A 24,875-nucleotide genomic window follows, 5' to 3' on the forward strand; every position below is an offset into this window, starting at 1 on the left:
TACCTGAACCCCCGCTTCCCATTGCACAAAGCGGATCGCCCGCCAGGCTGCGGGCGATGGTGATGATCCTGCGGGGAAACGCAGGCATCGGTTCCTACAGGCGACAGTGCATTCGCCCTACATCCTGAAATCCGGCCATATTTGACAGTTTCAGGCTGGCCATATCGCCATCACTCCCTGGAGCCGGACCCATGCCCGATACCCCGCCACCTGACGCGGCCCGCCGCAACTTTCTTCGAGGCACGGCCGCCAGTGGCGCCTCGATTGGCCTGCTGTCAGGTTGCGCACCGATGGCTGCGACCACTGCCGCCGCCACTGGCCGCGCCGCCAATGCCGAACGCACGACGACTGCGACGGCAGCGAATGTTGCGGCCGGTGCGTGGGCCACGATCCACCTGACCGTCAACAACAAACCCCGCACGTTGACGGTCGAGCCACGCACCACGCTGGTCGACGCCCTGCGCGACACCCTGGGCCTGACCGGCACCAAGATCGGCTGCAACCACGGCCAGTGCGGCGCGTGCACGGTGCTGGTCGATAGCCGGCGCAGCAATTCCTGCCTGATGCTGGCGGTCTCTGTTGACGGCGCGAAGATCACCACGATCGAGGGCCTGGCCGGCCCGGACGGCGCGCTGCACCCAATGCAGCTGGCCTTTGCCGAGAAGGACGCCTTCCAGTGCGGTTACTGCACGCCAGGGCAGATCATTTCGGCCGTGGCCTGCATTGAAGAAGGCCACGCCGGCAGCGCCGCCGAGATCCGCGAATACATGAGCGGCAATTTGTGCCGCTGCGCCGCCTATCCCAACATCGTCGCCGCGGTCGAAATGGTGCGCGACGCGCGCAAGGGCTGAACACCATGCGAAACTTCGACTACCACCGCGCGACCAGCCTGCCAGACGCTGTCCGGCAACTCAGCACCCACGACGGCTGGCAGGTGCTGGCCGGCGGGACGACGATGATCGACCTGCTCAAGCTCGACGTCGAACAGCCCAAGGGTCTGGTCGACATCACCGGCCTGGCCGAATTGCAGGGACTGCAGGTCGGCGCCGGCAGCATCCGCTTTGGCGCGCTGGCGCGCATGGCCGATGTCGGCGACGACAAAACCCTTCGCAGCGCCTGCCCGGCGCTCAGCGAATCGCTGTGGAAGGCCGCGTCGCCGCAACTGCGCCACAGCGCGCGGCTCGGCGGCAACATCCTGCAGCGCACGCGCTGCCCGTACTTTCGCGACACCAGCTATGAGTGCAACAAGCGCGAGCCGGGTTCGGGATGCGCTGCGCTCGACGGCGGACTGACGCACCTGCACGCGATCCTGGGCGGCTCGAAGGCCTGTGTCGCCATGTACCCGGGCGACTGGGCGCAGGCGCTGATCGCTTTCGACGCGGTCGTCTCCACGGTGTCGGCGGCCGGCACGCGACGCATCCCGTTTGCCGACCTGCACCGGCTGCCCGGCAACAGCCCCGAGGTCGAAACGCCGCTCAAGCGCGGCGAGATCGTCACCATGATCGAGGTGCCGGTCGTGGCGGCGATGAAGGGCAGCCATTACCTGAAGGCCCGGGACCGCGAGAGCTATGCCTTTGCGGCGGTTTCTGCGGCGGTCGGGCTGGCGCTGGACGGCGACCGCATCAGCGACTCGCGCATCGCCCTGGGCGGCGTTGCCGCCAAGCCATGGCGTGCCAGCACCGCCGAGGCGGTGCTCAAGGGCAAGGTGTTCAGCGAAGCGCTGGCGCGCGAAGCCGGCCGCGCCGCATTTGCCGACGCCACGCCGCTGAAGGATTCCGCCTACAAGATCGCACTCGGCGCCGACGTGGTGGCCGGCGCACTGATGACAGCGCACCAGCGCGCGAAAGGCTGACGAGATGGCACAGACGATCAACACCCCGGTCACGCGCTACGAGGCGCCCCGCAAGGTCAGCGGGGAGACCAAATATGCAGCGGACTTCATGCCGGCCGGCATGTTCTTCGGCGAGCTGGTGGTCTCGTCCATCGCACGAGGCCGCCTGACGTCCATCGACATCCGCGAGGCGCTGGCCGAGCCAGGCGTCATCACCGTCTACACGCATGAGACGATTCCGAAGTACGAGACGCCCAAGGGCTTTTACGCCGGCGGCCCCGGCACTTCAAGCTTCTGGCCGATGACCGGCACCGAGATCAAGTACGCCGGGCAGCCGGTGGCTTTTGTCGTGGCCGAAAACGCTGCGGCGGCGCGCCGTGGAGCGAGGCTGGTCCAGGCCAAATACAGCGTGTCGCGCGGGCGGCTGGAGATGGACACGGCCGCATCGTTCGTTCCACCAAGCAAAAAAAAGGGTGACTGTTCAGCCCTCCTGAATTGCAGCCCAAGGGGTTTATGTCAAACTTGAAGCCGTGCAAGAACCAGACGCTACTGCCGACCTGACGCTCCAGGCCATGAACGAGAAAGCCCAAGCGCTGCAAGGGCAAGTGCAGGCGCTCACGAGCGAAGTCGAAAGACTGCGTTTGCGCATCAAGGAGCTCGAAGGCCAGGCATCGAAGAACAGCAAGAACTCGAGCAAGCCGCCATCTTCGGACGGCTTGAAAAAGACGACCTCGCTGCGCGTGGCCTCGGGCAGGAAGCCGGGCGGTCAGGCCGGGCACGCGGGCAAGACGTTGGAGCAAACAGACAGGCCAGACATCGTCATCCGGCATGCGCTGCCCGAGCGCTGCGATGCCTGCCAGGCGACGCTGTCCAATAGTGATGCGCAAGTTCACCGGCGCGGCCAGGTGTTTGACATCCCGGCCGTGCGTTTTGAGGTGGTGGAGTTCCAGACGCTGCAACTGCGCTGCCCGTGCGGCAAGCTCCACGAGAACGAGTTTGCGCCCGAAGTGTGTGAAGTCGCGCAATACGGCCCGAACGTGCGGGCGCTGGCGGTGCACCTGACGCAGGGCCAGTTGCTGCCTTTCGCGCGGGCGGGCGAACTCATCAAGGACCTGTATGGACTGGACATCTCGCCGGCCACGCTGGTGCAGTGGGTGCACGAGGCCGCGCAGGCGCTGGTGCCCACGGTGCAGGCCATCGTGCAAAGCGTGCAGGCCGCAGCGGTGGTGCATGTCGATGAATCGGGCCTGCGCGTAGCGTCTTGCCTGCAGTGGCTGCATACGGCCGCCACGGCCACCCACACTTGGTACGGCGTGCATCCCAAGCGGGGCATGCAAGCAATAGCCGACCATGGGGTGCTGCCCAACTACGCGGGCACGCTGGTGCACGACTGCTGGGCGCCCTACTGGAGCCTGGAGTGCGCGCACTCGCTGTGCGGCGCACACTTACTGCGCGAGCTGATTTATCAAAAAGAGACCACTGCGCAAGCGTGGCCCCAGGGCCTTATCGAGTTGTTGCTGGCCGCTGACCAAGCCTGCAAGGCGGCGCGTCAGACCGATACGGCACTACAGGCTGTGCAGGTCGAGGTCTTTGCCAGCCAATACCGCGCCTTGGTGCAGGAAGGCCAGGCGCAAAACCTGCCAGCGGCCAAGGCGCTAGGACAACGTGGCCGGGCCAAGCAGTCAGGTGCCTTCAACCTGCTGCGCCGGCTGTTGGAGCGAGAGCAGGAGGTACTGCGCTTCATGCGCGATTTGGGTGTGCCCTTTACCAACAACCTGGCCGAGCGCGCCATTCGCATGCCAAAGGTCAAGCAGAGAATTTCAGGCTGCTTTCGTACCTTGCCGGGCGCGCAGAATTTCTGCACCATCCGCTCCTATCTGGACACCGCGCGCAAGCAAGGCTTTGGCATGCTTCACGCCATGCGCGCCGTCTTCTCGGGACAGGCCCTGGCGCTCGCGTAGGCTGAACAGTCACAAAAAAGGAAGACAACATCGACACCAAGGGCAACCTGCAGGCCGGCATCGCTGCGGCGGCGGCGGTGGTCGACGAGACCTACACCACGCCTTTCCAGCACCACAATGCAATGGAAATGTTTGCAACGACGGCGCACTGGCGCGGCGATCAGCTGACGGTGTGGATGCCGTCGCAGTCGGTGCGCACCGCGCGGGCCGGCGTGGCGGCTGCCTTCAAGCTGCCCGAGACGCAGGTCGAGGTGCTGTCGCCCTTTGTCGGCGGCGCCTTCGGCTCGAAGGCCGGGCTGCCGCCCTACGCCATGCTGACCATTGCTGCGGCGCGCGGCGTGGGCGCGCCGGTGCGGCTGATGGTCAGCCGCGAGCACATGTACACGGTGGCCACGTTCCGCCCCGAGTCAAATCAGAAGATTCGCCTGGCCGCAGGGCGTGACGGGCGGCTGACCGCGTTCGAGCACATCGAGACGGCACAGACCTCGCAGTTCGACGACGTCGTCAACCCCGGCACGCACATGACGCGGGCGATGTATGCCTGCCCGAACATCCACACCGAGCAGCGGCTGGCGCGCAGCGACAGCAACACGCCCGGCTTCATGCGGGCGCCCAACGAGATGCAGTCCTTTTTTGCGCTCGAATCGGCCATGGACGAGCTGGCGTTCAAGCTGGCGATGGACCCGGTCGAGCTGCGCCGCGTCAACGACGCGAAGCGCCACCCGGTCGAGGACGTGCCGTTTTCCTCGCGTTCGCTCATGGCCTGCTATGACGCGGCGGCAAAGAGCTTCGGCTGGGCCCGGCGCAGCATGGCGCCGATGTCGATGACCGACGGCGACTGGCTGGTCGGCTATGGTTGCGCGACGTCAACCTACCCGACCGCCGTGGCACCGTCGGCGGCGCGGGTGCGCATGTACGGCACGGGCACGGCGGTCGTCGAGCTGGCAGCCCACGACGTCGGCACCGGCGCCTACACCATCATGGGCCAGATTGCCGCGCAGCGGCTGGGGCTGCCGGTCAAGTCGGTCGAGGTGTCCATGGGTGACTCGGACCTGCCGGTCGCGCCGCTCTCCGGCGGCTCGGTGACGTCGGCGAGCGCCGGTTCGGCGGTGCATGTGGCCTGCCTCAAGCTGGCCGACGAGATCGTGCGCAGCGTCGTCAAGCTCAAGGACAACAAGCTCTCGGGCGTTGACCCGGCACAGGTGAAACTGGTCGACGGCATGCTGCAGGCCCCTGGCGGCAAGTCGATGTCGTTGCTCGACGCGCTGAAGGCCACGCCGCGCGGCGAAGCCAGTGCAGACGGCGAGTATGCGCACCCGGAGCTGACGGAGCAGGCCCTGCGCACCACCTACAAGGGCGGCTTCGGCGTCGCCGGCCCGGTGACCAAGACACACGCCATGTTCGCCTTCGGCGCGCAGTTCGTCGAAGTGCGGGTGCACCGCTGGACGCACGAGATCCGCGTTCCGCGCATTCACGGCGCCTTTGCCGCCGGCACCATCCTGAACCGCAAGACGGCGCACAGCCAGCTGATGGGCGGGATGATCTGGGGCATCGGATCGGCGCTGCACGAACACACGCTGGTCGACCCCAAGCGCGCACGCTTCCTGAACACCGACATTGCCGAATACCTGGTGCCGGTCAATGCCGACATCGGCGAGGTCAATGTCCAGATGATCGACGAGCGCGACGACTTCGTGAACCCGCTGGGCGTCAAGGGCATCGGCGAGCTGGGCATTGTCGGCACGGCGGCGGCGGTGGCCAACGCCATCCATCACGCCACCGGCAAACGGCTGCGGACCCTGCCGTTCACCTTGAAGGACGTTTGACGGAGGCGCACACCGGCTACCCGGTCGTTCTGCTGGGGCAGGTGCGCCGCATCGGCTGCAGGATGGGCAAGGCCTGTTCTTTCAGGCGCAAGGCGGTTGGCGAACCTGGTTAGTTTTTCCTGATGGCGATGCCGATGTCGCCAAGCAGCGCGACTGCAGCCCGAGGCGAACCTCGGCCTGGCCTGTTCACCAAGGGTCAGGCCCTATCATCGGCCCACGATGCCAGATGACTCCTTGAATTTTTCGCTCCCTGCAGCCTTGCGACCCCTGCCACCTTCCGCATGAGCCGGGGCCAGATCCGCAACGCTACCGGCGATTCCTTCTTCGCCTGGGACGGCGAGGTGCTGGTGGTCAACATCCTGGGCAAGCCCAGCGCCGGCAAGGACGCCATCGGCAAGCCCAAGGGCACGCAGCTCAAGGTCAGCGTGACGGCCGCGCCGCTGGCGGGCAAGGCGACCGACCACATGGTGCGTTTTCTGGCGCCGCTGTTTGGCGTGGCGGTGGCCGACATCGAAGTCGTGTTCGGGCGCGAGAACGTCAACAAGCAGTTGCGCATCCGGGCGCCGAAAAAGCTGCCGGCGGTGTTTGCATCGCCGGGCGGCGATTGAAGGCGCAGGGAAGGCTGACGCACAATCGGGCCTGCCGGCCCTCCGGAACTAATGACGGCACCGCCTCTCAGACCCTCACCATGAATTTCAACCGTTTCCTGTCAGATATTTTTTTAATAGCTGCTTGCGCACTACCCATCAGCGCAAATGCCCAAAATAGCTTGATAAAGTCGTCGCTGGCCGGTCCAGTCGTGACCACCGATCAGGTGCGCGCCGAACTGCTGGCCTGGGCGCCCGAGGGCGTCGAGCCGGGCAAGCCGGTCTGGCTGGGCCTGCAGCTGGCGCACCAGCCAGCGTGGCACACCTACTGGAAAAATTCCGGCGACTCGGGCCTGCCGACGATGCTTGAATGGCAGCTGCCGGCCGGCGTCACGGCGGGCGAGATTGCCTGGCCGACGCCGAAAAAAATCCCCATCGGCACGCTGGCGAACTACGGCTACGAGCACACCGTGCTGCTGCCGGTGCCGCTCACCGTCGCGCCCGGCTTCAATGCGCCGCAGCTCGACGTGAAGCTCAAGGCCAGCTGGCTGGTCTGCCGCCTGGAATGCATCCCGCAGGAAGGCGAGTTCACGCTGAGCCTGCCGGCCCGGGGCTCGACGGCGGCCAGCGGCACCTTGTTTCAAGCCGCGTTTGACGCCGCGCCCAAGCCATTGCCCACGGGCGCCAGCCAGATTGAAATCAGCGGCAAGTCGCTGAAGGTGTCGCTGGCCGGGCTGCCGGCCACGCTGCAGGGCAAAACGCTGGCGCTGTTTCCTGAAACCGGCGGCGTGGTTGAGCCGGCCGGCGCCTGGGAACAGGCCTGGGAAGGCGCGTTGTGGACGGCGCAGCTGCCGCTCTCCAGTCAGCGCACCGGCAGCCCGGCGCGCCTGCCGCTGGTCGTGGCTTATAACGACACCGCCTGGCGCATCGACGCGCCGGTCAGGGGCGACTGGCCTGCCGTAGCGGCGGTGGCCGTGGTGTCGCCGGCGCTCGAAGCAGCGCTCAAGGCTGCGGCGGCAACACCGCCGGAAGGCTTGACTGCCGCATCCCCGCGCTCCAGCCAGCCGCCGCTTGGCCTGCTGGCCGCCCTGCTCGGGGCGCTGCTCGGCGGGCTGATCCTGAATTTGATGCCCTGCGTGTTCCCGGTGCTGGCGATCAAGGTGGTGGGTTTTGTCAATGAAAAAAGCCGGGCCGCGCGATTGAGCTCGGGGCTGGCCTACACGGCGGGCGTGGTGCTGTCCTTCCTGGCGCTGGGCGCGCTGCTGCTGGGCCTGCGCGCCACGGGCGAGCAACTGGGCTGGGGTTTCCAGTTGCAAAACCCGGCGGTGGTGGCCGCGCTGGCGGCGCTGTTCACGCTGCTGGGGCTGAACCTGGCGGGCTTGTTTGACTTTGGCGGCATCCTGCCCGGCCGCGTCGTCAATTTTCAGGCGAAGAACCCCAGCCTGAATGCCTTCCTGTCGGGCGTGATGGCCACGGCGATTGCCTCGCCGTGCACCGCGCCGTTCATGGGCGCGTCGCTGGGCTATGCCGTCGGCCTGCCGGCGGCGCAGGCGCTGGCGGTGTTCGGCGCCATCGGCATCGGCATGGCCGTGCCTTATCTGCTGGCCAGCGCGCTGCCCGGCGTGGCGCGGCTGCTGCCCCGGCCCGGCGCGTGGATGGTGACCTTCAAGCAGCTGATGGCGTTTCCGATGTTTGCCACCGTCGCCTGGCTGGTCTGGGTGCTGGGCCAGCAAAGCGGCATCGACGGCGCGGGCGCGCTGCTGGCGCTGCTGGTGCTGCTGGCGCTGGCGGTCTGGTCGTTCAGCCTGCGCGGCACGGCGCGCCGCGCAATTGCTACGTTTTCAGTAGCGCTCTGCGCTTTGGGGCTATGGGCCATTGGCCCGAACATCGTCAAACCGGTCAGCACGCCCGTGGCCGCCGCCTCGGCGCGCTGGCAGGACTGGCAGCCCGGCCGCGTCGAGCAGCTGACGGCGCAGGGCCAGAGCGTGTTTGTCGATTTCACCGCCGCCTGGTGCGTGACCTGCCAGTACAACAAGAAGACCACGCTGACCGATGCCGCCGTGCTGGCCGACATGGACGCCAGGAACGTCGCCCTGCTGCGCGCCGACTGGACGCGCCGCGACCCGGAAGTCACCCGTGCGCTGGCTGAACTCGGCCGCAGCGGCGTGCCGGTTTACGTGTTTTACAAGCCCGGCCGCGCGCCGGTGGTATTGTCCGAAATCTTGTCCGTGAGCGATGTCAGGGCCGAACTGGCCAGGCTGTGATGAATCCATGCCTGAGCAAGCCCCCCGAAAACCCTGCCCTCCACAACCACCAGGAACCCCACCATGAAGTCCCATGCCACCCCCGAACGCATTGCCCGCATTCTCAATGACTGCCGCACCATTGCTGTCGTCGGCCTGTCGCCCAAGCCGCACCGGGCCAGCTTTGACGTGTCGCGCTACATGCAGGCGGCCGGCTACCGCATCATTCCGGTGAACCCGAACGCCACCGAAGTGCTGGGCGAAAAAGCCTATGCCACGCTGCGGGAAGCAGCACTGCACGAAAAAATCGACCTGGTGAACTGCTTTCGCAACAGCGAGGACATTCCACCGGTCGTCGATGAAGCCATCGCCATCGGCGCCCGCGCGGTCTGGATGCAGCTCGGCGTGGCCCATGCCCAGGCCGCCGCCACGGCCGAGGCCGCCGGCCTGTTGGTGGTGCAGGACCACTGCATCAAGATTGACCACCGGGTGCTGCTGTCCAGCGGACTGATCGACCCCCAGGCGCAGCCAGACAGGCCATCGCCCTGAAGCCGGCTGGTCAGACGCGGCTGCGTGCGCCGCGCGGCGCTGCCCGTTTCATTGCCTTGCTGCTCGCCGCGCTGATGCTGGCGCTGGCGGGCTGCGCCGCTCCGGCGTCCATCGAGCGCGGCGAAACGCTGGTGGCGCCAATGCGGCCCACCGAGCTGGCCCAGTCAGACGTGAACCGCATGGCGACACTGGCCATGCGCGACAACCTCGACAGCCTGCTGCGCATTGCCGACAAGCTGTACCGGCGCAATCCGGCCGAATGGAAAAAAACCGGCGCCGCCAGCCGCGAGGCCGCGCTGGCGCAGCTGCGCCTCTCGCTGGAAAGCCCGGAGCCATGGCACGCATTGCAGGGCCGACGCGACATTGCCGCGCTGTCGCTGGCGCTGCATCCCGATTTCAGCGGCGACCGGGTCGCCGCCTTTGTCGCGGCCAGCGCCGACATGCTGGTGACCGCGCATGGCGGCCGAATGCGCCTGTACCTGGTGGACAGCCTGGACAACCAGCATGTCTACAACGCCGCGCGCAACATGGAAATTGCGGTCTGGCTGCTGTCGAGCCGGCGCAATGCCGCAGGCCAGCCGCTGCTGCTGGCCGACGACATCTCAGGCCTGCAGCGCAACCTGAGCTTCGAGCGCGAATTCGGCAAGATCATCGCCCGGCTCGACCTGCTGGCCGAGGTGGCGACCGAGAAATACCGCCGCGCGGTGATCAGCTATGTGCAGAATTTTGTCGGCGGGACGTTTATGCAGTTTTTGCCGGTGCGGTGAGGTGGATGTCGGCTGTTAACGTTTGAGCTGAGCAGCAGACGCCGGCACTCCGGAGGCTGTCGGCCCGAACGAAGGGTTAGCGCCCACCGGCGAGCTGGCGGGGCGTTCAAAGTGTTTAAGAACAAGGGCTTTCGCACCTTCAAACTTTTGGATTACCAACGTGCTGTTGACGGGCATCAAGAAGAACAAGAAGTCGCCGGTATGGCCTACGAGCCGAGGTCTCTGAAGCGCTGTTGCATTACTTTCTACCGTGACGTTCTCTATCGGCGATAGGACGTACTCGAATCTCGTGCCTTCAACTACATCATTCGCCTTTAGCTTACCTTGGCCGTATGCGAATATTGGCAGCACCGCTAAAAGGAAAATTGTGATTGACCGCATACTGTCGTGAGGGAGCGCGGAGAGAAGGAATCCAGACTTCTTGACATAAAAATAGGCGGGCAAAGCGAGCAGGATTGGAAGTGCGTTCCATTTGCTGACCGGACCAAGCAAAAGCAGCGCGAGGGTGGCTGTTGCGTACAGTAGCAAAAGCCAAGGAAAAATGCGATTTAGGAACTTTCCAGCCTTTGTATCTCGCCCTCCGCCCGGCGAAAGAACTGCACCACCAGACATGGCCTCGCCGAACACGGCACCTACCGCAAGAAAGACAAAGACCGAGGCAATTGGATATGCAGCTGACTTGATGACATCTGCAAGGCTTAAATACTCAAGAATGTTGACGTTAAACGTAGACCAATAACCCCAAAGGTAGAGCACGCCAACAGTCACGAAATACAAGGAAGCAAAGTACACATAAGGATGTGGCTAAAAATAACTTCCCGAAGTTATGCGTCAGCCGGGGTGGCGCGATAGTTCCAGCGAGGCAGGTGCCCGTCGAAGATGATGCGCATGTTTTCGAGAAAGTCTGCCGCGACTTTTTTGCCTTTGACGTAGACCCCGCCGAGCACATCGACCGTTACCTTCAGCCCTGTGCTTGTTTTGGCCCTTGCCATGAATTGCCTGGCAATGTCCACCGTGTGGAAGGTCACGCCCTGGCAGGCGCGCGTCACATGGGCAAACAAGCGGTGCTCGATCGGGTTGTGCTTTGAGCAGTAGGGCGGGTAGTGCGCGATGCGTATTTCCAGCCCGAGCCGGTCTGCCAGTTGCTGCAAGGCCTCCTTGAACACATGCCGATTCGAAGCGTTGGAGCCACCCCCATCGCACAGCAGCAACAGGCGCCGAGTATGGGGGTAGTGTTTGCGCCCGTGCTGGAGCCACCAGTGCGCAATGGAGTCGCAGCACAGTTCACTGGTCTCGGCGCTGGTGTTCAGGTGCATGTAGCCCTCGTTGCGCGCCAGATCGTACAGGCCATGCGGGATCAGTTTGCCTTGCCCTGCGCTGGGAAAATCATGGTCGAGCGTTTGCACTTGAGCCTGTGTGTGGGTGTGGCCTTCACGGGCAAAGTTGCCGATCTGCTCCTTTTTCTTCGTGTCGATGCTGATCACCGGCTCGCCCCTGGCCAGATACCCAGCCTTGAGCTTGGCGATATTCTCAAACTGGGCGTTGCGATCCGGATGCGCGCCCATCGACTTTTTCTTGCACGCCTTGCGCTGGCCCAGGCCATGCTTTTTGAGCAGCTTGCGCACCACATGGCGGCTCGCCGGCGTCCCCATGGCGGCCAGGCGCCGACTGATCTCGCGGCGCGACAAGTTGGTCCAGAGCACGCCTTCTCGCATCGGGTCGCCCGCCGTGAACTCTGCCAGGAGCGTGCAAAAGTTCTCTTGCAGCGTGGCTACGCTGTGAATCAACTGCTTGCGTCCACCGCCTTTTTTCGAACCCGGCTCTGCGCGGGATCATCGGGCAGCGCCAACTCTGTCAGCCCTCGGCGTACGGTCTTGTCATCCAGGCCAAACAGGCTTGAGATGGCGTTGATGCCGCCGCTGCCGAGCTTGGCCGCCTCTATCGCCGCATAGCGCCGCCGGTCCTTTTCCGACAGCGTCGCAAACAGCCGCTTCATCTTCAACTCAATGTCTTGCGTGTAACCCGTCTGTGTACTCATCCCCGGATTTTACGTACCCGGTCCGCATCTACACGCCACCACCAACCGGGCAACGCCGGATTTTTATCAGGTTTGGGGAAGTTATTCTTCGCCAGATCCTAAGTGGCCGCGCGTTCTTTGGTAGACGACTTCGGCGATGGTTCGTTCATGGGGTATCTCGTGGGCTCTCTTAAGAAACATGAATTTGAAAAGCCTTCATCATGACTCGCTGTTATATTTCTTCGGCTCGGAGTCCGGGCGCGGCCGGCTGGATCGCTAACGTTATACATACCGCAAGGAACTGCGGCATAACATTGCGACTTCAGCTAAAAAAACTGTCATTTACCGTTTTTCTTATTCAAAATCCAGCTTCTTTAAAAAGCGGAAAACCGGGCGATTTCCAGCCACTGCGTCAATACAGGCTCAAGCAGAATCTTGACCTAACGCTGTAGGTTCAATATTGCCAATAGTAGAGCTTATACCAATCCCGTGTCATGAAATAACCGAAGCCGAGGGCAGCACTGCCCAGCTGCGGGAGCACAAAGAGCGGATGGCGCCAGGGATTTGCGTGAAGGCATTCCAGGCGTCGCAGCAGGCGTCAACAATCTGCTCGTAGCCGTCGTAGCAGCGGTTGGCCAAGTGCCGGTCGCGTAGTTGCGCCCACACCTGCTCGGCCGGGTTGAGCTCGGGCGACCCCGCTGGCAGCGGCAACAATGAAACGTTCGGGAACTGCGGCAGTTTGGGCGTGGTGTGCCATCCCGCGCGGTCCAGCACCAGCACGGCATGGCGTCCCGCAGGCACCGCTTCGCTCAGGACCTGCAGATGATGGCTCATCGCCTCGGTATTGGCGTGCGGCATGACCAGACCGATGGCACTGTCCTGCCGTGGACAGACGGCGCCAAAGATGTACGCCGATTCGGACTGCTGCTGGCGCACCACCCGGGGCCGCGTTCCCTTGCGCGCCCACAGGCGCGTTTGCGTGCCGCGCTGGCCGATGCGCATTTCATCCTGGAACCAGATGTCCACCTGTTCAGGCGCAACGCCTGGCGGCAGCGTTGCGGCGACTTCCTGGACGAAGTTTTTTTTTGAATTCGGCTTGTGCAACCAGATCGGCGTAGGGACTGACGGCGCGGGCCGAAATCCATACCAGCCCCAGGCGCTTCATCAGGTCATACACACCGTTCAGGCTGTAGGCCACGCCAAACTGCCCGGCCAGCAACTGGCGGATGTCTTCGCCCCGCACCCGACCGCCGCCGCGTTCGCCCTGCAGTTGCTCGACCGCCTGGCGAAACGCTTCCTCCTGTGCTTTGGCAAGGCGCTGCGTGCTCCAGTCATGCGGCATGCCGGCCAGACGGGCCACGCCGCCAGCGAGGAACCATTGCACCCAGCGCATGACCGCGTGGCGGGTCACGCGCAATGCAGCCGCCACTTCGGTATAGCTCTTGCCGTCCTTTAGGTGCGCCAGCGCGATCAGGCGCAGTCGCCGGCGCCCATCCTTTTCCTTGTGGGCCAGTCGGTCGAAATCATAGGGCTGCAGCTGATCAATGATGTGCTGAGATAACATTTTCGTAACCTCCTGCGAGAGCCAATATGTCTCAGACTCCGATCGCTGGCTTTGGTTCTTTGTCTGTCGGGATTGGTATTAATCATTTTTTCCTGCCAACATCGCTAGGGGAAAAGCCCCTGCACATCGTGGATGCAGCTACAGGTGGCAGCTCTGCAAGCTTGCAAAAAGCAAGTGCGATGGCGACCACCCGCCAGCCACCGCGCCGACAATAAGCCCTTTCCCAGCCCCCAACTCCTTCAAGACACCCATGCCCCAGAACCACCTCCCCAAGGTCAAGAGCCAGTACGAAGCCATGCCCTACCCGCCGTGCAATCCGCAGGACGAGCACCAGCGCCTGATGATGACGTGGCTGGAAGACCTGCCGATGATTAACCACTACTGCTTTGCCGGAAAGCAATCGTTCAGCAACGGTTTCCGGGCGCTGGTGGCCGGCGGCGGCACCGGCGACGCGACGATCTTCCTGGCCGAGCAGCTGCGCGGCACGGATGCCGAAATCGTCCACCTCGACATGAGCCATGCCAGCATCGTGCTGGCGCAGGAACGCGCCAAGATTCGCGGCCTGACCAACATCACCTGGGTGCATTACTCGCTGCTGAGCCTGCCGGCGCTGGGCCTGGGCAAGTTCGACTACATCAACTGCAGCGGCGTGCTGCACCACCTGGCCGACCCGGACCTGGGGCTGCGGGTGCTGCTCAGCGCCCTGAAGCCTGACGGCGCCATCGGCCTGATGGTCTACGGCACGACCGGGCGCACCGGCGTCTACCAAATGCAGGCGCTGATGCGCATGGTCAACCAGAGCGGCAGCGGCCAGGAGCTGGACGACCCGCGCAAGATCGCCAACACCCGCGACCTGCTCGGCAGCCTGCCGGCCAGCAACTGGTTCAAGGCCAGCGAATCGCTGTTCAACGACCACAAGATCGGCGACGCCGGCATTTACGACCTGCTGCTGCATTCACAGGACCGTGCCTACAGCGTAGGCGAGCTGTTCGACTGGCTGGGCATGCAGCACGGCAGGCACCTGAGCTTCAGCGACGTGCAGCGCGGCCGCTCGCCCTACCTGCCGCACATGGTGCTGGGCAGCAAGCCGCCCGCCATGGCCGCCGAGTTGCGCCAGCTGCCGCTGCGTCAGCAGTACGAGATGGCCGAGCTGATGATCGGCAACATCATCACCCATTCGCTTTACCTGACGCGGGACGCGGCCTGCACCGCGCCGTATGGCGATGCGGCCTACATTCCGTTTTTCTACCATGAGCCGCTGACCGGCGACATCGCCGCGCAGGTTTTCGGCAGCAACAAGGGCCAGCCCTTCAGGCTGACGCACCAGCATTCGGGCGTTTCCTTGACAGTCAACCCCGGCCGGTACGGCGCCAAAATCCTGGGGCTGATCGACGGGCAAAAAAGCTTTGCAGAAATCTTCGACCAGTTTCGCGGCGGCTGGCACGGCCAAGCCGCCGCGCCCGACAATGCCGCGCTGTTTGCCGACTTTGCCGAGTCCTACGACACGCTCAATGCGCTGGAGCGCCTGCTGCTCAGGCATCCGGACGCGACTGCGAGCGTTTAAGCGCTCTTGCACAATGGCAGCGGGCGTTTCAAGCTATCAATAATGAAGCAATGGCGGCCGGGCCGCCAAGCGCCATCAACGCCTGGGCCAAGCAAAGCGCCTGGATCAAGGCGCCGCGCTGCCGCGAAAGGCCTGAGCGTCGAAATAGCGCGCAAAAATTCCGTCGTTGCTGCTACCCCCAAAACGCACCTGGGAAAACACAACTACGAATCCGCCCAGCGATGTCGCACTCACGGCGGGCCGGACACCACTTGCTGCGACCCTGCCCGGGGCGCCAGCGGGCGCACCGTCAGCGCCGTAGCGTCGGGCCTGGGACTCGGAGACGAAAATGGCAGGAGTAGGACCAGGGCTCGATCCTTCAGACCAGGCAACCACAAATCCGCCGTCGTCAAGTGCGGCCACCGCTGGAGAGGCCACGGGACGTGGGCATGGAAAAAAGCTTCCTTGTCTCGTACAGGTAGGCCGCGGCCCGAGCACAGGATTTACCAAGCTTGGAGCGGCCAGTGCAGAGCCATCGGCGCGGAAAGACTGAACCGCGATCACAGGATCCGTCTCGCGCCGGGCCAGGACATAAGTCACGGCATACCCGCCGCCCGCCAAGCCAGCAACGGCGGGAAAGCTGGCACCGAGCTGATCGCCAAAAGCGTCTGGCGTGATCAGGATATGCGAACCGATGGGCGAATTATTGGCGCCGTAGCGCTGCGCATAAATGGCGGAGCCCGCGAAGCCGCTTGGCCCGGAGCTGTCCCAGGTGACCAAATATCCTCCATCGGCCAGCGCTGCAACCGCCGTGGTGCGAAAGGCCAGGTCAAGCAAGTCGGTAAAGGTGTTCACCCGCTTTTCAGCACCGCACGGGCAGGCAACGCCTTGAGCGTCAAAGCGCCGCGCATAGATGTCCAGGCTTGTATCGGCGGTGCGCGGCGTTCTCCAGGTCACCACATAGCCGCCGTCAGCCAAACCTGCCGCGGCAACGGTGGAGAAAAGCTTGCTGCTCAAGGTGATGCTGTTGATTTGCTGCACTTCGCGAACCGCAACGCCATTGGCATCGAAGCGCTGCGCAAGGAGGTTGTGGTCATCGGCGCCGCCATTGGCTTGGCGTACCGGCCACACCAGCAAATAGCCCCCGTCCTCCAGCGCGGCGAGCGCCGGTTTGTTCATGAACACCGCGTCCGGCGCAATGCAGGTTTCCTGGCCGAGCGCTTGGCCATCGACGCCATAGCGCTGCGTGCACACGCCCCGCGCGCTGGGTGGCACGACGACGCCGGGGAACAGGTCTGTATTGGAAATCCATGCAACCACGTGACCGCCGCTCTTTAGCCGGGCGATGTTGGAATTTTGATCTATCCCCAGCACTGTCGTGTTGACCCTGAATTCCGTGCTGCCGGGCGCTGTCGCCGGCCCCTGAACTTGTCCTTGCGCTGGAGCAAGCGTCTGCGCAGGAGCAGCCGTCGGTGACTGTCCTGCGACCGGCAGTTGCGCGGCGGCCTGTCCCGAGGAGGAGGAAGTTGCCAGCGCGGTGGTCGCGGGCGCGGAATCGCCACCGCCGCAGGCGGTCAGCCAAAAGGCTGCCAGCACACTTGCCAGCGCGGCGCGCCAGCCAGGCTTTCGCATGGGAAAATTTGTAGCCACGAAGGCCTTTCTGCGGTGATTTCAGCAGTCGTTCCAATTAAAAAATTTCCTATGAATTTTTGAGCCGGTGAAGCGCGCGCGCGGTACGACAAAGTCGTATTTACACCTAGGGGGATTCCAAATTCCACAAACTGACTGCTACGGCCAAAATCACCTGAATTTCCAATTGAACAGGGCTCTGTGTCAGGAATAAAAATCAGTTGACCGCAGCGTTGTGCGTTAAAACTTAGAAGCGTCTGACTTTTGCCTCATGCAAGGCAGAACTGGAAAACCTCTGCATCGACAGCGTGGTGGTAGCCAGCCATTTCATGGAAATGCCGGCCTTCGCATCGGTTCTGCCGTGGCTACGTTGCTACGTCTACGAAGCCTGGGAGCGGCCGGGCGAGCTTGCCATGCTCCAGCAGGAAGATCAGTTCCTTGACGATGCCGTACATCACTGCCCGGTCGCGCGTCGGGTGGTCGGCGAAATGCACCGTGGTGCTGCCGATGCGCGCCACGCCGTCCGGCCCCGGCCCGTGGTCATAGCTGACGCCGATGCCGTTCTCGGTCATCAAGGGGCCGCAGGCGCGCCAGTCACGCGTCCACTTTGGTAGCGCCTGGTTGCCCGCCCAGAGCGTTCCGGCGCTTTCATAGCATTCCTCGATGTGCTGATGGCCGAGCAGCTGCGCCAGGTGGCGCTCGCGGGCGATGCAGCTGCGAAAATATTCCTGGTCACTGATGTGCATGATGAGCTTCCTTTGCGGGTAAAAACCAATTCTCCACGACATCGTAAATCTGAACCAGCCACTCAGCCAGCCCCATCAACCCGACACCTGAGACAATCCCCCGATGTTTGCACCCCTTCAAAACGACATCTTTCTGCGCGCCTGCCTGCGTCAGGCCACCCCACATACCCCTGTCTGGCTGATGCGCCAGGCCGGCCGCTACCTGCCCGAATACAAGGCCACGCGCGCCAAGGCCGGCAGCTTCATGGGGCTGGCGACCAACACCGATTACGCGACCGAGGTCACGCTGCAGCCGCTGGAGCGCTTCCCGCTGGACGCGGCCATCCTGTTCAGCGACATCCTCACGGTGCCCGACGCGATGGGCCTGGGCCTGTCGTTCGCGCTCGGCGAAGGGCCGAAGTTCGCCACGCCCATCCGCGACGAAGCGGCCGTGGCCAGGCTCGAAGTGCCCGACATGAACAAGCTGCGCTACGTGTTCGACGCCGTGACGTCGATCCGCAAGGCGCTGAACGGCCGCGTGCCGCTGATCGGCTTTTCGGGCAGCCCCTGGACGCTGGCCTGCTACATGGTCGAGGGCGCGGGCTCGTCCGACTACCGCCTGGTCAAGACCATGCTGTACCAGCGCCCCGACCTGATGCACAAGATCCTGGCCGTCAACGCCGACGCCGTCGCGCTGTACCTGAACGCGCAGATCGAAGCCGGCGCGCAGGCGGTGATGATTTTCGACAGCTGGGGCGGCGTGCTGGCCGACGCGGCTTTCCACACCTTCAGCCTGGCCTACACCGCTAGAGTGCTGGCGCAACTCAAGCGCGAGCACAACGGCGTCATCATTCCGCGCCTGGTGTTCACCAAGGGCGGCGGCCAGTGGCTGGAGGCCATGAAGCAGCTCGACTGCGAAGTGCTGGGCCTGGACTGGACCGTGAACCTGGCCAAAGCGCGCGCGCTGGTCGGCGAAAACGGCCCGAACGCCAAGGCGCTGCAAGGCAACCTGGACCCGAACGCGCTGTTTGCCGGCCCGGCGCAGATCGAGGCCGAAGTGGCCGCCGTGCTGAACAGCTTCGGCGCGCCGCATACCGATTTGACGCAGACCGGACCGACACAGATTTTCAACCTCGGCCACGGCATCAGCCAGTTCACGCAGCCGGAAAACGTCGAAGTGCTGGTTCGCGCGGTGCATGCGCAATCGCGCAGGCTGCGCGACCAAAAGGCCTGAAAGCCGCCCGGCCGCTTGCGGATGGGCTGAAAAAGGGCAGTCAAAACGCCCTTTACCACAAAAAAATAGCATCGTTCCAAGGACTTATGCACAAATCCTGTGGTACAGCTTTTTAAGGTCCAGCTCTCGCAAGGCGCCGTACTATCAAACCCATAGCACACGTAAGTTGTTGATTCATATAGAAACTTTAAAATGCCTTTTTCCCGGGCAGTCTAAGCAAAGCCTTGATTTACAAGGCTCTGCGGCCTCTTGCAACAAGCTATCAACAAAGTTATCCACAGAAAATCTGGACAACTCCAAAACAGTGAAAAATCAAGGACTTAGCGCTTGCCACGGTTGGGCTGTCGCCGCAGTGCGCTATTGCGGACGCCGGCTATGAGCCACTGGCTGCAGATAGTCGTGGCCACGCCGGCGCACAGCGCCATCGCCGGACCGCTGACCTACCGCAGCGCCATGCCGCTGGCCGCCGGCACGCTGGTGCGCGTTCCGTTTGGCCGGCGCGAGGTGCTGGGCGTGGTCTGGGGCGTGCTGCCCAATTGCGGCGACATGCCGGAGGAAAACATCCGCGACATTGCCGGCACGCTGGACGGACTCGCGCCACTGACCGCCACCTGGCGCAAGCTGGTGGCCTTCACCGCCGGCTACTACCAGCGTTCGCTCGGCGAGGTGGCGCTGGCCGCCCTGCCGCCGCAGCTGCGCGACCTCACGACCGTTCAGCTGGCGCGCCGGCTCAAGCGGCCGGCAAGCACCACCGACAGCACGCCGGATACTACTGATTTAATAGCACTCAGCGCGCAGCAGGCAAGCGCAATAGCCCAATTTGATGCTGAAACCTGCGAAAGGCAGCGGCCCGCGCTGCTGTTCGGCGCCACCGGCAGCGGCAAGACCGAGGTCTACCTGCGCGCCGCCGCCAAAGTATTGGCGCAAGACCCCGAGGCGCAGGTGCTGGTGATGGTGCCCGAGATCAACCTCACGCCGCAGCTGCAGGCCCGGTTTGAAGCGCGCTTTGCGCATCTGGGCCGGGATCGCGTCGTGCCGATGCACAGCGGTCTCACGCCGGCCCAGCGGCTCAAGGGCTGGCTGGCCGCGCATTCGGGCCAGGCGCGGCTGGTGCTGGGCACGCGCATGGCGGTGTTCGCGTCGATGCCCAATTTGCGTCTGCTGGTCGTCGATGAGGAACACGATCCCAGCTACAAGCAGCAGGAAGGCGCGCGCTATTCGGCGCGCGACCTGGCGGTGTACCGCGCCCGGCTGGAAAACAATGCAGGGCAAGAAGCGGCCACCGTGGGGGCCGTCCGTGTTTTGTTGGGCTCGGCCACGCCGTCGCTGGAAAGCTGGCAGGCAACCATTACCGGCCGCTATCAACGCCTCGACATGGACGAGAGGATTGGTGCCCCCACGCTCCCCGCTACGCGTGGTTCGCTGCCCCCCGAGGGGGCCGCTGCGCCTGCAGCCGGGCAAAGCCGGTTCTGCGGCCCCGGCTTGAACAGTCCTGATGCGGGCACGGTTGCCACTCCCACCGCACACATGGCCCAGGCGGGTCAACTGCCCACGGTGCGGCGGGTAGACATGAACCACCAGCCCCGGCACTGCGTCATCGCCCCGCCGCTGCTGGCGGCCATTGCCGAGCGGGTGGCGCGCGGCGAGCAGTCGATGATTTTCCTGAACCGGCGCGGCTATGCGCCGGTGCTGGCCTGCCTGGACTGCGACTGGAAAAGCGACTGCCCGCACTGCAGCGCCTACCGCGTGTTCCACAAGATCGACCGCACGCTGCGCTGCCACCACTGCGGCTTCACCGAACGCGTGCCGCGCGCCTGCCCGACGTGCGGCAATGTGGACATCGCGCCGGTCGGGCGCGGCACCGAGCGGCTGGAGGAACACCTGGCCGAATTGCTGGCGAATGTCCGGCGGCCCGACGGCGAGCCGGTGCGCATTGCCCGCATCGACGCCGACAGCACGCGGCTCAAGGGCGCGCTCGAATCGCAGCTGGCCCGCGTGCATGCCGGCGAGGTCGATGTGCTGGTCGGCACGCAGATGATTGCCAAGGGCCACGACTTCCGGCACATCACGCTGGTGGCGGCGGTCAACCCCGACGGCGCGCTGTTTTCCAGCGACTTTCGCGCGCCCGAGCGACTCTTCAGCCTGTTGATGCAGGCGGCGGGCCGCGCCGGCCGCGACGCCCGGCACAGCGCCGCCAGCGAAATGTGGGTGCAGACCTTCCACCCCGACCACCCGCTGTTTGAAGCTCTGAAGCAGCATGACTACCCGGCCTTTGCCGCGCGGGAACTGGCAGAGCGGCTGGCGGCCGGCCTGGCGCCCTTCGGCTTTTCAGCGCTCATCCGCGCCGACGCCAAGACTCAGGAAGTGGCGCAGGGATTTTTAAATGCCGCCGCCCATGCCGCCCAGCTGCAGCAACTGCCCGGCCATGAACAGGTCACGCCCTACCCGGCCGTGCCGATGACGATCCAGCGCGTCGCCGATGTCGAGCGCGCCCAGATGCTGGTCGAAAGCCCGTCGCGCAAGGCGCTGCAGGGTTTTCTGGCCGCCTGGCAGCCGGTGCTGTTCGAGACGCGCCGGCAGGCCGAGTTCAAAAGCCTGGTGCGCTGGGCGATTGACGTGGACCCGATTGCGATTTAAGGCCAGCCCCCCTGCGCTATTCGCTGGTCTGCCGGTACAGCCCGGTCTTGACGGCATTGTTCAGAAACTGCTTTTCATAGTGGCGGTTGCGACGCCCGGCTTTGGCATCAGCGCGCTTGCCATTGCGTTTGTCGACCACGATTTCCGACAGCCGGCTCAGGTCTTCGGCCACCTTGAAGTCGTTGGGCGAGTTTCTGCGGGTCATGCCAGGGGCCGCGTCAAGGTTAAACCGTGCGCGCCAGCGTCACTGCCAGCGCAGAGCCCCGGCCGACTGCCATGCACCAGCCTGCCAACAGGGCGCCGGGGGGATGCGCCAGATGCGCCTGGGCTTCGTCGCGGTGGGCCGCTTCGTCGCACTGACAGTCGACAAGGGTCTGACGCAGCGCTGCATGCCCGACCTGCTCCGCGAGTGCGTCAATTTGATGCGCGTAATGCTGCACCACAAACGATTCCACGGCGGCAATGGTGGCAAACACCGCCCGGCGCCCACAGAGGGCCGGCAGGGCGCCCGTGGCAAAACCGGCGATGCGCCAGGCGACAAGCAGCCAGCTGCGGCGCAGCGGCGGCAGCAGGGCTGACATTTTCTGCAGGTGCTGCAACTCGGTGTGCAGGTGCTGCCTGGCAAACGCCCGCACGATTTCATCGCGCGTCACGCAAAGCATGCCCCGGTAAATCCAGACTGCACCTGTTTCGCCGGCATGGTCGGAGCGCAGGTCTGCCACCAGGCCAGATGGCAAATGCGAGGTGTCGCCTGCCCGTGCCAGGCGCTGGATGACGGGCCGAACGCGCAGGAATCCACGGTAGAGCTGCTCCAGCACCGGCGTGACACCGGGCAGCATGGCCAGACGCGCCAGCCAGCGCCAGCCCGGCATCACCCGCCAGAGCGCCACAAACGCGGCCGCGCCGCTGAGCAGCGAGCCGTCTTGGCGGCGCACATGAAACCGCGCCAGGAAGCGCGCACGGTCGCCAGGCGTTAGCGCAACCGATGCCTGGCTGACGTCCAGCCAGGCGACCGGCTGATCCGGTTTGAGCGACTGGTAAACGCCGACTTCGCGCCGGCACAGGGGGCAGGCGCCGTCGAACAGCACGGTGAGCGACTCGCAAGACGTCTGGGTGCTGTCGGGTGTGATGGGCAGGGTCATGCCGCGCCCAGGCTTTTGACCAGAATCCAGACAAACACCGCCAGTTGCAGCATATTGAGCACCACGCTCAGGGTGTGCAGCTGTTTGAAAAGGCGGCCCTGGTGGTTGTCGCGCGCCCGGTTCACCAGCGGCGTCAGCCAGAAACGGCTCAAAAAAAACACCAGCGCCACCGCCACCAGGCTGCCCTGCACCAGCGCCGCGCCGGCCAGCGCCGCCGCGCCGGCCGTGCTCAAACCAAGGAACAGATAATATTTTGGGAAAAACGAGCGAACATAGGCGCTTGCCCATTCCTGGGGCAGCACGACAAAAATGGTGGGCGCCACGGCCACAGTGAAAAACAGCATGATGCCGGCGTTGGCTGCGACGATCAGGTCGCTGAGGTGCGTCAGCATGGCCCGGGTCCTTCAAAGAAAATTCAGGCAGCGCTCTTGCGCAGGACAAAGTCGCAGGAGTGCAACTGGAACACCGAGTTCGGACCGCGCGGGAAAACCGGCGACGGCAGCGGCCTGAAGGCAAAGCGCGGCCTGGCCACGGGAAGCGCAAGGTCGCTGGAGGCTGCGGCGCTCACCAGGTCATACAGGTTTTCCGAATTGAAGGCCTTTTTGCAGGCCTCGTGGAAGTCAACGGCAAAATCGTCGCCTGCGGACCTGCTGAGCGGCTTGGGCGGCGATGCCTCGAAAAACTTCACCACGTCCAGGACGGTGAATTTTTTCAGGTCGCCTTCCACCTGGTAGCCGCCTCCGGGTCCCTTGAAGGAGCAGACGAGGTGGTGTTCGCGCAACACCCGCAAGATGCTTTCCAGTCCGGCAAGCGACACGCTCAGCGCCTGCGCCACTTCCCGGGCGGGAATCGGCTGGCGGGCGCCTTTGGCGGCGATATACACCAGCGACTCGACTGCAACCCGCGTTCTTTTGGGAATCAACATGATGGGCCTTCAGGTTTTTGAGTAGATATTGATGCGTAGCTTAACGCCAAATCTATACAAATAAAACAACTTCAACGAAGAAAAGTCGAAACAAATCGAATTTTTAAGTTATAAACAGTGAAATCTACGCAAATAGCCATGCAAAAAACTACTCAAAATGACCCTCTGGTGACCGATTCGCTTTTTCGCATCGGTGCGCTTGCAAAAATGACGGGCATCCCCGTCTCCACCCTGAGAATCTGGGAAGTCAGGCACCATGCCTTTTCGCCTTCGAAAACCGCCGGAAAGCACCGGCTCTACAGCCAGGAGGATGTGCACAAGGCCAGCCTGCTGAAGCAGCTCAGCCGGCAGGGCCATGCCATCAGCACGATTGCACCACTGCAGGCGGCGGCGCTGGAAGGAATGCTTGGACCACAAGAAACCTTGACGCGGCCGCCGGCGGCGCCAAGGCAAGCTGCCGGCACCGCGTCGCTGGCGGTGATTGGCGCCGGGATCGCGGACCGTATCGGCTCGAAAAAATTCAAACGCCAGTTCCTGGGCGCCACCCTGCGGGTGACCGACTGTTTTACAGACCTGGCGCAGGCATGCGCCGCCGATTTCCACGAAAAACCCCAGATACTGCTGGTCAAGGTCAACACCCTGCACGACAGCATTCGCGGCGAAATTCAGGCGCTGGTCCTGAAACAGGGCGTGGTGCATACGGTGGTGGTGTACGGCTTTGCGCAGGAAGCAGTGGTGCAAGGGATGCGGGCGGCCGGCATGTTGGTTCGGCGCGGGCCGGTCTCGGACTACGAGTTGTCGGACCTGATCAGTTCGGTGCTGCTGGTCGATACGGCAAAAAGCCTGGGCGGAGTTCACGCCGAGTCGCTGATTCCGCCGCGCAAGTATTCCGATGAAACGCTGTCGCGCGTGGCGGGCATTTCAACCAACATGCTGTGCGAATGCCCCAGGCATGTCGCCGAGCTGATCGCGCAGCTGGCGAGCTTTGAGCAATACAGCCAGGAGTGCCTGAACAAGAATGAGGAAGACGCGCATCTGCATGCCTACCTGCATGCCATTTCAGGCTCTGCCCGCGCGCTTTTTGAACGCGGGCTGGAAATGGTCGCCAGGCACGAGAACATCACGCTGGTGGCTGACACCGCCCTCCCCGGCGGGCGGGTTCAAACGTCGTCTATCGAACCGTGACGCCAAAAGTAAAACAAGGCCAGGTTGTTCAGCAGCACGGCCCGGTCGGGATGGTTCGCTCCAAGGGTCCTCTCAGAAACCTCCAGAGAGCGCCTGTAGAGCGGCTCGCCCGTTCGTAGGCGCCCGGGATGCTGTGCAGCGCGGCCAGGTTGTTCAGGCTGGTCGTCACGAAAGGATGGTCGGAACCTGCATTTTTCTCGGCGAATTCCAGCGCCTGCCCGGCCAGCAACAGCGCGCGCTCGTAGTGCCCCTGGCGATAAAGTTCCGAACCTGGGCATTGGGGGCTTTCCACTGCTTGTCCTGCGTCTGGGCGCCAGCAGGAACGCCAGTCGCCAGCAAGAAGCCAGACCAGACTGAACAACAGGACGATGCGTCCTTTCACGGTGTTCGCTCCTGTTGAGTTTCACGGTTAACCGCTTTGCCGAGGCGGCCAATGACTTTCAACTATAGGAATAAATGGACGGCCCGGGATGATCTGGCGCAAGCCGCAGAAGAATCGAAGCGCAGGAA

Annotated in this window: 26 protein-coding genes and 1 pseudogene; 14 read left to right on the plus strand and 13 right to left on the minus strand. The window is 63.9% G+C overall.

The genetic code is table 11. The features are described from left to right. Positions 1-191 precede the first annotated feature (191 nt). From EC86_RS0114155 to EC86_RS0114200, 9 genes are all read left to right on the plus strand, one after another. A complete protein-coding gene (locus EC86_RS0114155; protein ID WP_156955319.1) occupies positions 192-851 on the plus strand; it encodes a (2Fe-2S)-binding protein in 660 nt (219 codons plus the stop codon). Positions 852-856: 5 nt separating this feature from the next. Continuing rightward, on the plus strand, positions 857-1,852 hold the full coding sequence (locus EC86_RS0114160; RefSeq protein WP_029526343.1) for an FAD binding domain-containing protein: 996 nt from the start codon (positions 857-859) through the stop codon (positions 1,850-1,852). Positions 1,853-1,856: 4 nt separating this feature from the next. Continuing rightward, positions 1,857-2,357 (plus strand): hypothetical protein, encoded by a 501-nt coding sequence (locus EC86_RS0114165; protein WP_029526345.1) that lies wholly within the window; start codon positions 1,857-1,859, stop codon positions 2,355-2,357. A gap of 4 nt (positions 2,358-2,361) precedes the next feature. Then, positions 2,362-3,792: an IS66 family transposase gene (gene tnpC / locus EC86_RS0114170; RefSeq protein WP_232229797.1), complete on the plus strand. Its 1,431-nt coding sequence runs from the start codon at positions 2,362-2,364 to the stop codon at positions 3,790-3,792. 29 nt (positions 3,793-3,821) lie between these two features. Beyond that, positions 3,822-5,618 carry a xanthine dehydrogenase family protein molybdopterin-binding subunit gene (locus tag EC86_RS0114175; RefSeq protein WP_084181364.1) on the plus strand — a complete coding sequence of 599 codons (1,797 nt, stop codon included), beginning with the start codon at positions 3,822-3,824 and terminating at the stop codon, positions 5,616-5,618. A 281-nt stretch (positions 5,619-5,899) separates the two neighbouring features. Next, complete coding sequence (locus EC86_RS0114185; RefSeq protein WP_029526349.1) at positions 5,900-6,226, plus strand: DUF167 domain-containing protein; 327 nt, start codon at positions 5,900-5,902, stop codon at positions 6,224-6,226. Between the two features lie 80 nt (positions 6,227-6,306). After that, complete coding sequence (locus tag EC86_RS0114190) at positions 6,307-8,469, plus strand: protein-disulfide reductase DsbD family protein (RefSeq protein WP_029526350.1); 2,163 nt, start codon at positions 6,307-6,309, stop codon at positions 8,467-8,469. 63 nt (positions 8,470-8,532) lie between these two features. After that, positions 8,533-8,997: a CoA-binding protein gene (locus EC86_RS0114195; RefSeq protein WP_029526351.1), complete on the plus strand. Its 465-nt coding sequence runs from the start codon at positions 8,533-8,535 to the stop codon at positions 8,995-8,997. A gap of 74 nt (positions 8,998-9,071) precedes the next feature. Further along, entirely contained in the window at positions 9,072-9,764 is a 693-nt protein-coding gene (locus EC86_RS0114200) for a hypothetical protein (RefSeq protein ID WP_051676172.1), read from the plus strand. A gap of 15 nt (positions 9,765-9,779) precedes the next feature. Here EC86_RS0114200 and EC86_RS0114205 read toward each other — a convergent pair whose 3' ends face one another. The 5 genes from EC86_RS0114205 to EC86_RS0114225 form a co-directional block, all read right to left on the minus strand. Then, positions 9,780-10,556 (minus strand): hypothetical protein, encoded by a 777-nt coding sequence (locus tag EC86_RS0114205; RefSeq protein ID WP_029526354.1) that lies wholly within the window; start codon positions 10,554-10,556, stop codon positions 9,780-9,782. A gap of 32 nt (positions 10,557-10,588) precedes the next feature. Beyond that, a complete protein-coding gene (locus EC86_RS0114210; RefSeq protein ID WP_198026793.1) occupies positions 10,589-11,551 on the minus strand; it encodes an ISAzo13 family transposase in 963 nt (320 codons plus the stop codon). Further along, complete coding sequence (locus EC86_RS29495; protein ID WP_198026794.1) at positions 11,548-11,802, minus strand: hypothetical protein; 255 nt, start codon at positions 11,800-11,802, stop codon at positions 11,548-11,550. The genes EC86_RS0114210 and EC86_RS29495 overlap by 4 nt, the downstream gene beginning before the upstream one ends. Before the next feature lie 471 nt (positions 11,803-12,273). Beyond that, positions 12,274-12,885 carry an IS630 family transposase gene (locus EC86_RS0114220; protein WP_198026741.1) on the minus strand — a complete coding sequence of 204 codons (612 nt, stop codon included), beginning with the start codon at positions 12,883-12,885 and terminating at the stop codon, positions 12,274-12,276. Then, positions 12,812-13,345, minus strand: coding sequence for a helix-turn-helix domain-containing protein (locus tag EC86_RS0114225; protein ID WP_029524030.1), 534 nt, complete (start codon positions 13,343-13,345; stop codon positions 12,812-12,814). Before EC86_RS0114225 ends, EC86_RS0114220 begins: the two co-directional genes overlap by 74 nt. A 26-nt stretch (positions 13,346-13,371) precedes the next feature. Between EC86_RS0114225 and EC86_RS28845 the strand changes: the two genes are divergently transcribed. Further along, positions 13,372-13,560 carry a hypothetical protein gene (locus EC86_RS28845; protein ID WP_156955321.1) on the plus strand — a complete coding sequence of 63 codons (189 nt, stop codon included), beginning with the start codon at positions 13,372-13,374 and terminating at the stop codon, positions 13,558-13,560. Between the two features lie 35 nt (positions 13,561-13,595). After that, positions 13,596-14,909, plus strand: a complete 1,314-nt coding sequence (locus tag EC86_RS0114230) for a class I SAM-dependent methyltransferase (protein WP_029526357.1) — start codon at positions 13,596-13,598, stop codon at positions 14,907-14,909. 105 nt (positions 14,910-15,014) lie between these two features. Here EC86_RS0114230 and EC86_RS0114235 read toward each other — a convergent pair whose 3' ends face one another. Next, positions 15,015-16,538 carry a hypothetical protein gene (locus EC86_RS0114235; protein ID WP_232229889.1) on the minus strand — a complete coding sequence of 508 codons (1,524 nt, stop codon included), beginning with the start codon at positions 16,536-16,538 and terminating at the stop codon, positions 15,015-15,017. Between the two features lie 344 nt (positions 16,539-16,882). Beyond that, the gene (locus EC86_RS0114240; RefSeq protein WP_029526359.1) at positions 16,883-17,263 is read right to left on the minus strand and encodes a hypothetical protein; all 381 of its coding nucleotides are present in this window, start codon (positions 17,261-17,263) and stop codon (positions 16,883-16,885) included. A gap of 103 nt (positions 17,264-17,366) precedes the next feature. Between EC86_RS0114240 and hemE the strand changes: the two genes are divergently transcribed. Both hemE and priA read left to right on the plus strand, forming a co-directional pair. Next, a complete protein-coding gene (gene hemE, locus EC86_RS0114245; RefSeq protein ID WP_029526360.1) occupies positions 17,367-18,476 on the plus strand; it encodes a uroporphyrinogen decarboxylase in 1,110 nt (369 codons plus the stop codon). Positions 18,477-18,851: 375 nt separating this feature from the next. Continuing rightward, positions 18,852-21,113, plus strand: a complete 2,262-nt coding sequence (gene priA, locus EC86_RS0114250; protein ID WP_029526361.1) for a replication restart helicase PriA — start codon at positions 18,852-18,854, stop codon at positions 21,111-21,113. Positions 21,114-21,129: 16 nt separating this feature from the next. On the opposite strand, the gene EC86_RS0114255 is transcribed toward priA, so the two are convergent. The 4 genes from EC86_RS0114255 to EC86_RS0114275 are packed head-to-tail and all read right to left on the minus strand — an operon-like array spanning position 21,130 to position 23,180. Beyond that, positions 21,130-21,318, minus strand: coding sequence for a hypothetical protein (locus tag EC86_RS0114255; protein ID WP_029526362.1), 189 nt, complete (start codon positions 21,316-21,318; stop codon positions 21,130-21,132). Positions 21,319-21,337: 19 nt separating this feature from the next. Then, positions 21,338-22,255 (minus strand): demethoxyubiquinone hydroxylase family protein, encoded by a 918-nt coding sequence (locus tag EC86_RS29930; protein WP_051675927.1) that lies wholly within the window; start codon positions 22,253-22,255, stop codon positions 21,338-21,340. After that, positions 22,252-22,647, minus strand: a complete 396-nt coding sequence (locus EC86_RS0114270) for a DUF4149 domain-containing protein (protein ID WP_029526364.1) — start codon at positions 22,645-22,647, stop codon at positions 22,252-22,254. The genes EC86_RS29930 and EC86_RS0114270 overlap by 4 nt, the downstream gene beginning before the upstream one ends. Positions 22,648-22,670: 23 nt before the next feature. Continuing rightward, complete coding sequence (locus EC86_RS0114275) at positions 22,671-23,180, minus strand: RrF2 family transcriptional regulator (protein ID WP_029526366.1); 510 nt, start codon at positions 23,178-23,180, stop codon at positions 22,671-22,673. A gap of 168 nt (positions 23,181-23,348) precedes the next feature. On the opposite strand from EC86_RS0114275, the gene EC86_RS0114280 reads away from it, so the two are divergent. Beyond that, complete coding sequence (locus tag EC86_RS0114280) at positions 23,349-24,365, plus strand: MerR family transcriptional regulator (RefSeq protein WP_232229890.1); 1,017 nt, start codon at positions 23,349-23,351, stop codon at positions 24,363-24,365. Here the strand turns inward: EC86_RS0114280 and EC86_RS30550 are convergent. After that, positions 24,341-24,643 (minus strand): tetratricopeptide repeat protein, encoded by a 303-nt coding sequence (locus EC86_RS30550; protein ID WP_408633921.1) that lies wholly within the window; start codon positions 24,641-24,643, stop codon positions 24,341-24,343. The genes EC86_RS0114280 and EC86_RS30550 overlap by 25 nt on opposite strands. After that, positions 24,550-24,747: pseudogene (locus tag EC86_RS30555) on the minus strand (hypothetical protein); the annotation flags it as partial. The pseudogene EC86_RS30555 and the gene EC86_RS30550, both read right to left, overlap by 94 nt. Between the last annotated feature and the right edge of the window lie 128 nt (positions 24,748-24,875).

This window comes from Polaromonas glacialis, assembly GCF_000709345.1.
In the GTDB taxonomy this organism is placed as follows: Bacteria; Pseudomonadota; Gammaproteobacteria; order Burkholderiales; family Burkholderiaceae_C; genus Polaromonas; species Polaromonas glacialis.

Bases quoted from the DNA above. Each gene is read 5' to 3' on its own strand.
- EC86_RS0114225 (WP_029524030.1), bottom strand. From the start codon at position 13,345: ATGTTATCTCAGCACATCATTGATCAGCTGCAGCCCTATGATTTCGAC.
- EC86_RS0114155 (WP_156955319.1), top strand. From the start codon at position 192: ATGCCCGATACCCCGCCACCTGACGCGGCCCGCCGCAACTTTCTTCGA.
- priA (WP_029526361.1), top strand. From the start codon at position 18,852: ATGAGCCACTGGCTGCAGATAGTCGTGGCCACGCCGGCGCACAGCGCC.
- EC86_RS29495 (WP_198026794.1), bottom strand. From the start codon at position 11,802: ATGAGTACACAGACGGGTTACACGCAAGACATTGAGTTGAAGATGAAG.
- EC86_RS29930 (WP_051675927.1), bottom strand. From the start codon at position 22,255: ATGACCCTGCCCATCACACCCGACAGCACCCAGACGTCTTGCGAGTCG.
- EC86_RS0114195 (WP_029526351.1), top strand. From the start codon at position 8,533: ATGAAGTCCCATGCCACCCCCGAACGCATTGCCCGCATTCTCAATGAC.
- EC86_RS0114255 (WP_029526362.1), bottom strand. From the start codon at position 21,318: ATGACCCGCAGAAACTCGCCCAACGACTTCAAGGTGGCCGAAGACCTG.
- hemE (WP_029526360.1), top strand. From the start codon at position 17,367: ATGTTTGCACCCCTTCAAAACGACATCTTTCTGCGCGCCTGCCTGCGT.
- EC86_RS0114165 (WP_029526345.1), top strand. From the start codon at position 1,857: ATGGCACAGACGATCAACACCCCGGTCACGCGCTACGAGGCGCCCCGC.
- EC86_RS0114200 (WP_051676172.1), top strand. From the start codon at position 9,072: ATGCTGGCGCTGGCGGGCTGCGCCGCTCCGGCGTCCATCGAGCGCGGC.
- EC86_RS0114230 (WP_029526357.1), top strand. From the start codon at position 13,596: ATGCCCCAGAACCACCTCCCCAAGGTCAAGAGCCAGTACGAAGCCATG.
- EC86_RS0114190 (WP_029526350.1), top strand. From the start codon at position 6,307: ATGAATTTCAACCGTTTCCTGTCAGATATTTTTTTAATAGCTGCTTGC.
- EC86_RS0114270 (WP_029526364.1), bottom strand. From the start codon at position 22,647: ATGCTGACGCACCTCAGCGACCTGATCGTCGCAGCCAACGCCGGCATC.
- EC86_RS28845 (WP_156955321.1), top strand. From the start codon at position 13,372: ATGTCTCAGACTCCGATCGCTGGCTTTGGTTCTTTGTCTGTCGGGATT.
- EC86_RS0114185 (WP_029526349.1), top strand. From the start codon at position 5,900: ATGAGCCGGGGCCAGATCCGCAACGCTACCGGCGATTCCTTCTTCGCC.
- EC86_RS30550 (WP_408633921.1), bottom strand. From the start codon at position 24,643: ATGCCCAGGTTCGGAACTTTATCGCCAGGGGCACTACGAGCGCGCGCT.
- EC86_RS0114275 (WP_029526366.1), bottom strand. From the start codon at position 23,180: ATGTTGATTCCCAAAAGAACGCGGGTTGCAGTCGAGTCGCTGGTGTAT.
- EC86_RS0114240 (WP_029526359.1), bottom strand. From the start codon at position 17,263: ATGCACATCAGTGACCAGGAATATTTTCGCAGCTGCATCGCCCGCGAG.
- EC86_RS0114160 (WP_029526343.1), top strand. From the start codon at position 857: ATGCGAAACTTCGACTACCACCGCGCGACCAGCCTGCCAGACGCTGTC.